We start from the raw sequence: 11,361 nt of genomic DNA, 5'->3' as shown, positions 1-11,361 counted from the left end.
CTGAAGAAGATTAAGACAGAGATCAATATCTCCCCATTCGACAGATTGAGTTAAGTTTAAAAGCGATTCGGATATTCCGAATCGCTTTTTTGGTTATTGAGTTTTCATACTCTTGATTTTCTCTGCGTCAGGTGTAACGCGAAGGGTTTTCTGTCCTGTATAAGTGACAAATCCTGGCTTTCCACCAGTGGGCTTATTTAGCTTTTTAATCTCAATCATGTCTACTTGGACAAGATTGGAGAGTCTGGCCTTGGAAAAGTAGGCCGCGAGCTCGGCAGCGTCAGTCTTGACCTCATCGCTGGGCTGAAGATTGCCTGTGATGACCACATGACTACCTGGAATATCCTTGGCGTGAAACCAAAGCTCGTCCTTCTTGGCCATCTTAAACGTCAGCTCATCATTTTGTAGATTGTTGCGGCCAACCAGGATAATAGTTTGGCCATCTGTTGCCAAATATTTCTCTGGTTTCTGCCTTTTATGGATCTTCTCTCTCTGGCGCCGGCGGATAAAGCCAGTCTGGATTAGTTCCTCCCGAATTTCTGCGATTTCAGTCAGGCTGGCCTGAGCAAGGGCTGTTTCCACGCTCTCTAGGTAGAGAATCGTAGTCCGCGTCTCCTCAATCAAGCTAGTCAGGTGTTTGACGGCTTCTTTGAGCTTCTGGTAACGTTTGAAATAGCGCTGGGCATTTTGGTTGGGGGTTAGGGCCTTGTCAAGCGAGATGATAATCTTCTCACCTGTGTAGTAATTGTCCAATTCAACTTTATCTTGGTCGTTGGGAATTTGATGGAGAAAGGTGGTTAAGAGTTCCCCTTTTTGGCGGAATTCTTCTGCATTCTCCGTTGCTAGGAGTTCTTCCTCCTGCTTGCCCAACTTTTTCCGGTTCTTTTCCAACTCATTTTCTACTCGGCGGATAAGCTCGCTGGCCTGCTGGTTGACCCGATCGCGCTCAGCTTTGTCCTTGTAGAAAGTGTCTAAAAGCTCGGATAGCGTGGACATTTGGGTCTTGCTGTCGGAAAATAGCAGAGCAGAGAAGGATTTTTCGGTCAGGCTTGGCTGAGTCGGACTAGCAAAGAAAGCTCGGAAAGTTTTGAGCTTGTCAGCTGTCAGACGATCACTGAGTTCAGTAGCCGTATCCCGACCCAATCCCTGAAAAATTTGCTGCAGGCGTTTGGGCTCTAAATCCTCAGTATGTAGGATTTCAAAGAGTTTTTCATCGCCCACAGTGAAAGGGTTGAGACTGCTTGGCTGAGGTGGTGCAACATAAGTTGAACCTGGCAGGATAGTTCGGTAGCTATTTTGAGAAAATCCGACATGTTTGATGGCTTCAATAATCTTACCGCTAGCCTTGTCCAAGAGAATGATATTGCTGTGCTTGCCCATGATTTCAATAACCAGAGTCACAGCCACGCTATCGCCGATTTCGTTCTTATTGGAGACACTGATTTCCAAAATCCGGTCATTCTCCACCTGCTTGATTGCTTCAATGACAGCGCCCTGCAGGTATTTGCGCATAACCATGATAAAGGTATTTGGAACAGCTGGATTTTCAAACGTGGTATCTGTCAGCTGGACTCGCCCAAAGACCGAATGGGCTGATAGGAGCAGCTTGTGGCTTTGGCGGTTGCTACGAATCTGTAAAACCAGCTCCTGTTCAAAGGGCTGATTAATCTTCTGGATGCGGCCGCCCACTAATTCGTGGCGAAGTTCCTCAGTCATGTGATGTAAAAAAAATCCGTCGAAAGACATGCTTATCTCCTTGAAAGTTACTATAGAAAATTATAACAAAAAACTAAGGTAAAATCTCCCAATGAGATATCAAATTGTTCTAGTTTTAATTGGAAGTGGAATTGACAATCAAAATCCGAACATTTTATAAAAATCGTCAAAAAAGCCTTGACATATTATTAGGAAAAACTTACAATATAGGAAATTAGAAAAGTAGTAAATGAATTTGTTTTTAGCGAGCTTGTGGGTGGTGAAAACAAGTAGCAAATCTTTATGAATTGGGCTAATGATTAGAGTGTCTTTTAGTTAAATACAGATAATCTAGAAGAACAAACAAATGAATTCGAAACAATAAGAATTCGGTTGGCACACCTTACAGTGCAACTTGTTGGTAGACAAGACAGAGATATGGGAGAATGCTATCTATTTTTCCATAATTGAGGTGGCACCGCGATTTACGCCCTCACACAGAATACCTGTGTGAGGTTTTTTGTTGGAAAAAAGAGAAGGAGAGTTGCCCATGTTTAAACGATGGCGTCCCTAGGGATTGAAATGAAAAAGCTTAAAAATAGAAATGGAGAAAAAATATGAAGAATAAACGTTTACTCGCTGTTTTAGCAGTTTTAGTGGTCTTGGTTGGAGGATCTTTGATTTATTCCAGCTTGAATAAAGGTGGTGGGTCAAAGTCTACTACAGATAAGAAAACAGTCAAAGTCGGAGTCTTACAGTATGTCAGCCATCCTTCACTTGATTTAATCTATAAAGGCATTAAAGATGGATTAGCTGAAGAAGGTTACAAGGCCGATGATATTAAAATTGATTTTATGAATGCTGAGGGTGATCAGAGTAAGGTTGCTACCATGAGCAAGCAACTGGTGTCTAATGACAATGATGTGCTGATTGGGATTGCGACTCCGTCTGCTCAAGGACTGGCTGCAGCTACTAAGGACAAGCCAATCGTTATGGGAGCTATCACTGATCCAGTCGGAGCTAATCTAGTAAAAAATCTTGAAAAACCAGGTGGAAATATAACTGGTGTTTCTGACCACAATCCAGCCAAACAACAGCTAGAGTTGATTAAAAAATTGACGCCAAATGTGAAAACTATCGGTGCCCTCTATTCTAGCAGTGAAGATAACTCTAAAACTCAGGTGGAAGAGTTCAAAAAATTGGCCGAAGAGGCAGGTTACAAGGTGGAGGAATACTCTGTTCCATCAACCAACGAAATTGCTTCAACTATGAATGTTATGACTGGCAAGGTTGACGCTATCTGGATTCCAATTGATAATACCATCGCATCAGCGTTTGCGACTGTAGTATCTAGCAATAAAGACGCTAAAAAACCTATCTATCCAAGTGCGACTGCTATGGTAGAAGAAGGTGGACTTGCATCAGTTGTTGTTGATCAACATGACCTTGGAGTTGCAACAGGAAAAATGGCTGCTAAAATCTTGAAAGGTGCAAAACCAGAAGAAACACCAGTTGAAATTTTTAATAAAGGTAAGTCAGTCATCAATAAGAAGAATGCCAAAGAACTTGGAATTACTGTACCAGAAGATGCCCTCAAAGAAGCTGGACAAGTGATTGAGTAAGGAAGGAGACTTAAAAACTCAAGCCTTAGTTGAGTGGCAAGTTTTAATACAAAGTTAGGATAGAATATGATTATTTCGATTATTTCACAAGGTCTTTTCTGGTCCATTTTGGGTCTAGGAATTTTTATGACCTTTAGGATTTTGAATTTTCCTGATATGACGACAGAAGGCAGCTTTCCTCTGGGAGGAGCTGTCGCTGTCACCTTGATTACTAAGGGAGTCAATCCACTGTTGGCGACCTTGATTGCCATTCTAGCTGGATGTTTGGCTGGTTTTGCAACGGGTTTGCTTTATACCAAAGGAAAAATTCCGACTCTGTTGTCTGGGATTTTGGTTATGACCTCATGCCATTCCTTAATCCTTATGATCATGGGAAGAGCCAATCTGGGGCTACTAGGAGCAAAAAAAATTCAAGACTTTCTTCCTTTCTCAGAGGAAATGAATCAAATCTTTCTAGGCCTGATTTTTGTAGCTCTGGTTATTCTAGCTTTGCTTTTCTTTCTTGATACCAAGCTAGGCCAGGCCTACATTGCTACGGGGGACAATCCTGATATGGCCAGTAGCTTTGGCATCAATACTGGCCGGATGGAGCTGATGGGCTTGGTCTTGTCCAACGGAGTGATTGCCTTAGCTGGAGCTTTGATTGCCCAGCAAGAAGGTTATGCGGATGCTTCAAGAGGGATTGGAGTCATTGTTATAGGTTTGGCCAGCTTAATCATTGGAGAGGTTCTCTTTAAGAGTCTTACTTTGGCTGAAAGACTGATGACGATTGTGGTAGGAGCGATTGCTTATCAATTTCTGATTTGGGCAGTTATTGCTTTAGGCTTTAATACTAGCTATCTACGTCTCTACAGTGCGGTGATTTTGGCAATCTGCCTTATGATTCCCACGCTTAAAAATAAATTCTTTAAAGGAGTCACATTAAGCAAATGACAGTCATTGTAGAATTAAAAAATGCCACAAAAGTTGTCAGTAACGGTCTGGATGAAGAAAAAGTCATTTTGAATGATGTTTCTTTGCAGATTCATGAGCATGACTTTATTACTATTTTGGGTGGAAATGGTGCCGGAAAATCAACCCTTTTTAACGTAATTGCTGGGACCTTACCTTTAACCAGTGGCAGTATTCATCTCTTAGGTGAAGATGTGACTCATTACTCACCAGAAAAACGAGCAAAATACCTTTCTCGAGTTTTTCAAGATCCAAAGATGGGGACAGCGCCTCGTATGACTGTTGCTGAAAATCTCTTGATTGCAAAGTTTCGAGGAGAGAGAAGAGGTCTTTTTCCTCGCCGATTGAACCATTATAAAGAAGAATTCCAGGCGACTATTGATAAAATTGGCAATGGCCTAGAAAGGCATTTGGATACAGCAATTGAGTTCCTATCAGGTGGTCAAAGACAGGCCCTAAGTCTTTTAATGGCGACACTCAAACGTCCTGAACTTTTGCTACTGGATGAGCATACAGCAGCTTTGGACCCTAAGACTAGTGTGGCTTTAATGGAGTTAACAGACGATTTTGTCCAAAAAGACCGGCTGACTGCTCTTATGATTACTCATCATATGGAAGATGCGCTTAAGTACGGCAATCGCCTGATTGTTATGAAGGATGGTCAGATTATTCAGGATCTTAAGCAAGAAGAAAAAGCTCAAATGACCATTTCAGATTATTATAGTTTGTTTGAATAGAAAAATGCTGATTTGAGGCCTAAAAGGTTCTCCAATTAGCTTTTTATTTTGCAAAAAATATTATAAAAAAACAATGTAAACGCTTGCTTTTTTAAAGATAAAAGAGTACACTAATAGTGAATAAAAGATAGGTGGGAAATTAAGAATTTTGATATTCTTCTTTCCTTCTTTAAACGTTTCATTCCTTTGATAAGGAATGCATGGCTTAGCAAATAGAAAGGACTGATTCCAATGGGTTTCAGAAATTCAAATCTGTTTTAAGTTATCTATATTTTAGTTTATGTCCTTGTTTACTGATTTGTTGTTCGTCTTAGTTGGAGGTATTGTTAAAAAATATCTGAACCGAATTATCTCTTGTGACGATTGCAGATTGTTGCTATGGAAAATAAGAGTTTAAAATGAGAAAAAAACCCCAGAGAGCAACAATGAAGAGAGAAGCTTTTCAATGGTTTTCGGACTTCGAATTATACAATCGTCATTGCTTTTGTACGATAAAATATATTTTCTTATTAGATCGATATAAAAGAAAATCATTCTTTAGGGCTATAAAAGATTGAATCAATCATCAAGTAAATTGTTTGTCAGTAGCTTTTAGCTACTCAAGTTGCTTCGTTAATAATCAGTAAACAAGATGCACTCCTGGCTATTCCGTTTTAAATGGATGCCAGGAGCTTTTTATTTTTGTTGCCAAAATAGGGGAAATTTGCTAGAATATTAAGTAATTAAATAGCAATCCGCAAGACCAGTAACCTAGGGGAAGTTTAACAGGGAGGGGAGCCATCGACTGGAAGCTCTCTAGATGAAAGCTAGGCGAATTCACTTGCTCTAGGATTGATAAGTAAGGTCTGGCTTGCCAGATAAAAACGGATGGTACCGCGTGTCAACGCTCCGCTTATGGAGATTGGCGCGCTTTTTATTTTGGAGGGAAAATGACGAAAACGATTGAAGAACAACTAAAAAGCCTGCGCGAAGAGACTCTAGCTTCTCTCAAGCAGCTCAAGGCTGAGAATCAAAAGGAACTACAGGATTTGCGTGTAGCTGTCTTGGGTAAGAAGGGTTCGCTGACTGAAGTCCTGAAAGGAATGAAGGATATTTCAGCTGAAATGCGACCGATTATTGGAAAACACGTCAATGAAGCGCGAGACATTCTGACAGCAGCCTTTGAAAAGACTGCTCAAGAGATGGAAGAGCAATTAGTCGCTCTGAAACTGGCTGAGGAATCCTTGGATGTGACCCTGCCAGGCCGTCAAATTCCGGTAGGGAACCGTCATATTCTTAGCCAGACTAGTGAAGAAATCGAAGATATTTTCATCGGGATGGGTTATCAGGTCGTGGACGGCTTTGAAGTGGAAAAGGACTATTACAACTTTGAACGGATGAATCTGCCTAAGGACCACCCAGCACGGGATATGCAGGACACTTTCTACATTACAGAGGAAATCCTACTCAGAACCCACACCAGTCCGGTACAGGCGCGAGCTATGGACGCTCATGACTTTTCTAAAGGGCCACTTAAGATGATCTCACCAGGGCGCGTTTTCCGCCGGGATACCGATGATGCGACTCACTCCCACCAGTTCCATCAGATTGAAGGATTGGTGGTTGGAGAAAATATTTCCATGGCCAACCTGCAAGGAACGCTGCAACTGATTGTTCAGAAGATGTTCGGCCAAGACCGCAGTATCCGTCTGCGTCCGTCATACTTCCCATTCACAGAGCCGTCTGTTGAAGTGGATGTTTCCTGCTTTAAGTGTGGTGGTGCCGGCTGTAATGTCTGCAAGAAGACCGGCTGGATTGAGATTATGGGAGCTGGTATGGTGCATCCGCGCGTGTTGGAAATGAGCGGTATTGATGCAGATAAGTATTCTGGATTTGCTTTTGGTCTTGGTCAAGAGCGGGTAGCTATGCTTCGCTACGGTATCAACGATATTCGTGGCTTCTACCAAGGAGATATTCGTTTTTCTCAGCAGTTTAAGTAGAAACCTGTAATCATCAATGCAGCTTTTCTGAGAAAGGAGTGCAGTATGCTAGTCAGAGTCAAAAAAGAAGAAGCGAGCCTCTTGCGAGAGCTAGAGGTCGCGACTTATCAAGAAACTTTTGGTCCTTTTATCAAGGAAGCTGATATGGCTCATTATTTTGACAATGAGCTGTCGCTTGCAACTATCGAAAAGGAGCTGGAAGATCCTGAGTCAGAGACCTATTTTGTTGTCAAAGACGGTAAAATTGCTGGTTTTCTCAAGTTTAACTGGGGACAGGCTCAAACGGAGCAAGAACTACCACAAGCCTTTGAGGTTCAGCGAATCTATGTCTTAAAAGCCTATCATGGTAAAGGCTTGGGCAAGGAGATGTTTGAATTTGCCTTAGATGAAGCCGAGAAACGAGGCTTTGACTGTGTCTGGCTGGGCGTCTGGGAGAAGAACTTTAGAGCCCAAGATTTTTACTTCAAATATGGCTTTGAAAAGTTCAGCCAGCACGACTATATCACTGGTGAGACAGTAGACACAGACTGGATGCTGCGCAAGAAATTGAAATAAACAAGAAAATTTAAAGAGAGGAAATGAATACGACCTAAAAGCTTTAAATTTAGATGATTTGTCTCTGAAATTAGGATTTCAGAGACAAATCCCTAAAATTTGGCCAGTCGAGTTCCTCAGCGATAGAATTAGAGAAAGGAATTGAACCCGGGCTAAAAACTCGGAAAAAAGATAGATTTGCGATCATTCGTCGAATGCTTAGCAAATCTCCTATTTTTCAGTCGTTTTTGACGCCCTTGGTATCCTTTGTAGTAATGGCACAGCACAAGTGCAGAAAATTTAAAGAGAGGAAATGAATACGACCTAAAAGCTCGAAAATTAGATGATTTGTTTCTGAAATCAGGATTTCAGACAAATCCCTAAAATTTGGTCGGTCAAGTTCCTCAGTGATAGAATAGAGAAAGGAATTGAACCCGGGCTAAAAACTCGGAAAAAAGATAGATTTGCGAGCATTCATCGAATGCTTGAGCAAATCTCCTATTTTTCAGTCGTTTTTGACGCCCTTGGTATCTTAAATATGCTAGTAAGTTATAAGTGGTTAAAAGAGTTAGTTGACATTGATGTGGCGAGCGCTGAGCTGGCTGAGAAAATGTCAACGACAGGAATTGAAGTGGAAGGTGTGACATCACCAGCTGATGGCCTGTCGAAAATTGTTGTTGGTGAGGTGGTATCGTGTGAGGATGTTCCTGACACCCACCTGCATGTCTGTCAAGTCAATGTCGGAGAAGAGGAGAACCGTCAGATTGTCTGTGGTGCTCCAAATGTCCGCGCAGGCATCAAGGTCATGGTGGCTTTGCCAGGTGCTCGCATTGCGGACAATTATAAGATTAAAAAGGGAAAAATCCGTGGCTTGGAGTCACTGGGTATGATCTGCTCTCTCAGTGAGCTGGGTATTTCTGATTCTGTTGTGCCAAAGGAATTTGCGGATGGCATTCAAATCCTGCCTGAAGAAGCAGTGCCGGGTGAGGAAGTCTTCTCTTATCTGGACTTGGACGATGAGATTATCGAGCTTTCTATCACGCCAAACCGGGCAGATGCTCTGTCTATGAGTGGGGTGGCTCATGAAGTGGCTGCCATTTATGACAAGTCAGTACAGTTCAAGGATTTTCCGCTGGTGGAGAATGAAAAGCAAGCAGCTGACAGTCTATCAGTGGCTCTTGAAACTGACAAAGCCCCTTACTATGTGGCCCGTATCTTGGAAAATGTCACTATTGCCCCAAGTCCTCAGTGGCTGCAAAATCTCCTCATGAATGAAGGAATCCGTCCGATTAACAATGTAGTGGACGTGACCAACTACATCATGCTCTACTTTGGTCAGCCTATGCATGCCTTTGATCTGGATACGTTTGAGGGTGACCAGATTGTCGTGCGGGAAGCGCGTGCTGGTGAAAAACTGGTGACTCTGGATGGCGAAGAGCGCGAGCTGGAAGTCAGCGATTTAGTCATTACTGTGGCAGATAAGCCAGTGGCTTTGGCTGGTGTCATGGGCGGAGCAGCGACTGAAATTTCCGGTCAGTCCACTCGTGTTGTTCTGGAAGCAGCTGTCTTTGATGGAAAATCAATCCGCAAGACCAGCGGTCGTCTTAACTTGCGCTCGGAATCATCTTCCCGCTTTGAAAAAGGTATCAATGTAGCAACTGTTAATGAAGCTTTGGATGCTGCGGCAAGCATGATTGCAGACTTGGCAGGTGCAACTGTTCAGTCTGGTATCGTATCCGCTGGTAGCTTAGATACTAGAGATGTAGAAGTGGTGTCTAGTCTTGCGGATGTCAACCGTGTGCTAGGAACGGACTTGCTTTATACAGATATCGAGGATGTCTTCCGCAGACTAGGCTTTGGCCTATCAGGAAATGCTGAACAGTTCACTGTCAGTGTCCCTCGCCGTCGTTGGGATATTTCAATCGAAGCAGACCTCTATGAAGAAATTGCTCGTATTTACGGCTATGATAAATTGCCAGCTAGCCTACCAAAAGATGACGGGACTGCCGGTGAATTGACTGCAACGCAGAAACTGCGCCGCCAAGTGCGGACTTTAGCCGAGGGAGCTGGACTGACAGAAATCATTACCTATGCTTTGACGACACCAGAAAAGGCGATTGAGTTCACTCTCAATCCTAGCAACTTGACTGAGCTTATGTGGCCGATGACAGTGGATCGCTCCGTTCTTCGTCAGAACATGGTTTCTGGCATTTTGGACTCCCTAGCCTACAATGTGGCTCGTAAAAACAAGAATCTATCTCTCTATGAGATTGGAAAAGTCTTTGAGCAGACTGGCAATCCTAAGGAAGACCTGCCAAATGAAATCAATAGCTTTGCCTTTGCTTTGACAGGTCTGGTTAATGAAAAAGACTTCCAGACCAAGCCAGTAGCAGTTGATTTCTTCTACGCTAAGGGTGTAGTGGAAGCACTCTTTGCTAAGTTGGGCTTGACAGCAGAATACGCGGCTAGCAGCCAAATCAAGAGTCTACACCCTGGTCGGACTGCTTTAATCTCTATCAATGGCCAGCCTGTCGGCTTTGTCGGCCAAGTCCATCCTGCGACAGCCAAGGCTTACGATATTCCTGAAACTTATGTGGCTGAGCTCAACCTCTCTGCTATCGAAGAGCAGCTCCAGCCAGCACAGCCATTTACGGAAATCACTAAATTCCCAGCTGTCAGCCGTGATGTGGCCATCTTGCTCAAGGCTGATATCACTCACCAAGAGGTCCTTGATGCAATCCAAGAAGCTGGTGTTAAGCGCTTGACAGATATTAAGCTCTTTGATATCTTCTCTGGTGACAAGCTAGGTGTCGGTCTCAAATCCATGGCCTACAGCCTGACTTTCCAAAATCCAGAAGCCAGCCTGACTGACGAAGAAGTGGCTAAATATATGGAAAAAATCGAAAAATCTCTGACCGAAAAACTCGGTGCAGAGGTGAGATAGTACATAAAATATGAAGCAGTCTTTACAGGCTGCTTTTTTTATATAAGGAGCTTTATAAAAGGCTTGATTTATGATATTCTAGTCATATTAAAAATTTGTTAAGAGGTTTCTGATGCAGTATAAGAGAAGTTATGCAGGTGAGCTTGTTGGTATTGTCTTGATTACTATTTTTGTAATTTTTGTTGTTTGGTCGAACTCTTCTTCTACCTTTAGCGCGAGTAACTCTAAAGATCCTGAAGAGAGTTTTGATGCCAAGATGGATGAATACAAATTAGAAGAGACACCGATAACTATCCAAGATGCAAAACGATTGTTTGATTCAGAAGATGGTCCCAAAGATGAGACTCCTGAAGAAAAAGAAGCCCGGCTCCAAAGTTTTGTAGATCGTTATAATAAAGAATTAAAGCAAGAACAGGATGAAATAAAAAGGAAAAAAGAAGAGAAAAAGAAAAAAGATAATGATTTTGCTACAACTGTCTTGATTGGTTCAGCAGTTGGGATTTCTTTATTATTGATTTCTATTTTTATAAAGTCTAAACAACCTCCAGCTATGACAATCTCAGAAGGGAGACTGGATATTAAATCTTCAATTTTCCAAGATATGAATGAAATTGATCTGGACAAGGTCAAGAAGATTGAATATAAAATCAAAACCTATAGTTCTGATGATATGAAGAAAACCTATCGTTTGCTTTATTTTTATGATAAGAATGGTAGTACTCTAGACTCTATTGACTTAAATAACTTGTCTGGTGCTGATTTTAATGATATTTATAAGGAAATTAGTCGTCAGGCGCCTCATATTGAATGGATTTTCCCAGAATAAAAGAAAGACTAGTGAATCATCCTCCTTTTCAAATCATGTTGACTTTGTGGTAGAATTATATTTTGAAAATTTG

Annotated in this window: 8 protein-coding genes; 7 read left to right on the top strand and 1 reads right to left on the bottom strand. The window is 42.1% G+C overall.

The features are described 5' to 3' along the window. Positions 1 to 93: 93 nt before the first annotated feature. Entirely contained in the window at positions 94 to 1,746 is a 1,653-nt protein-coding gene (gene fbpA / locus AWH02_RS08500) for an Rqc2 family fibronectin-binding protein FbpA (protein WP_060553778.1), read from the bottom strand. Positions 1,747 to 2,312: 566 nt separating this feature from the next. Between fbpA and trpX the strand changes: the two genes are divergently transcribed. The 7 genes from trpX to AWH02_RS08465 all read left to right on the top strand — a co-directional run bounded on the left by trpX (position 2,313) and on the right by AWH02_RS08465 (position 11,288). After that, positions 2,313 to 3,317 (top strand): tryptophan ABC transporter substrate-binding protein, encoded by a 1,005-nt coding sequence (gene trpX / locus AWH02_RS08495; RefSeq protein ID WP_060553777.1) that lies wholly within the window; start codon positions 2,313 to 2,315, stop codon positions 3,315 to 3,317. A gap of 66 nt (positions 3,318 to 3,383) precedes the next feature. Next, a complete protein-coding gene (locus AWH02_RS08490; RefSeq protein ID WP_045773730.1) occupies positions 3,384 to 4,250 on the top strand; it encodes an ABC transporter permease in 867 nt (288 codons plus the stop codon). Further along, positions 4,247 to 5,005 (top strand): ABC transporter ATP-binding protein, encoded by a 759-nt coding sequence (locus AWH02_RS08485; protein WP_060553776.1) that lies wholly within the window; start codon positions 4,247 to 4,249, stop codon positions 5,003 to 5,005. Before AWH02_RS08490 ends, AWH02_RS08485 begins: the two co-directional genes overlap by 4 nt. 929 nt (positions 5,006 to 5,934) lie before the next feature. After that, entirely contained in the window at positions 5,935 to 6,984 is a 1,050-nt protein-coding gene (gene pheS / locus AWH02_RS08480; protein WP_048779733.1) for a phenylalanine--tRNA ligase subunit alpha, read from the top strand. Between the two features lie 45 nt (positions 6,985 to 7,029). After that, positions 7,030 to 7,539 (top strand): GNAT family N-acetyltransferase, encoded by a 510-nt coding sequence (locus tag AWH02_RS08475; protein ID WP_060553775.1) that lies wholly within the window; start codon positions 7,030 to 7,032, stop codon positions 7,537 to 7,539. 517 nt (positions 7,540 to 8,056) lie between these two features. Beyond that, a complete protein-coding gene (gene pheT / locus AWH02_RS08470) occupies positions 8,057 to 10,462 on the top strand; it encodes a phenylalanine--tRNA ligase subunit beta (protein ID WP_060553783.1) in 2,406 nt (801 codons plus the stop codon). Between the two features lie 112 nt (positions 10,463 to 10,574). After that, positions 10,575 to 11,288, top strand: coding sequence for a hypothetical protein (locus tag AWH02_RS08465; RefSeq protein WP_060553774.1), 714 nt, complete (start codon positions 10,575 to 10,577; stop codon positions 11,286 to 11,288). The last annotated feature ends 73 nt before the right edge of the window (positions 11,289 to 11,361 follow it).

It is taken from the genome of Streptococcus gordonii (genome assembly GCF_001553855.1).
Lineage (GTDB): Bacteria > Bacillota > Bacilli > Lactobacillales > Streptococcaceae > Streptococcus > Streptococcus gordonii.
This window is presented reverse-complemented; position numbering and strand designations above follow the sequence as displayed.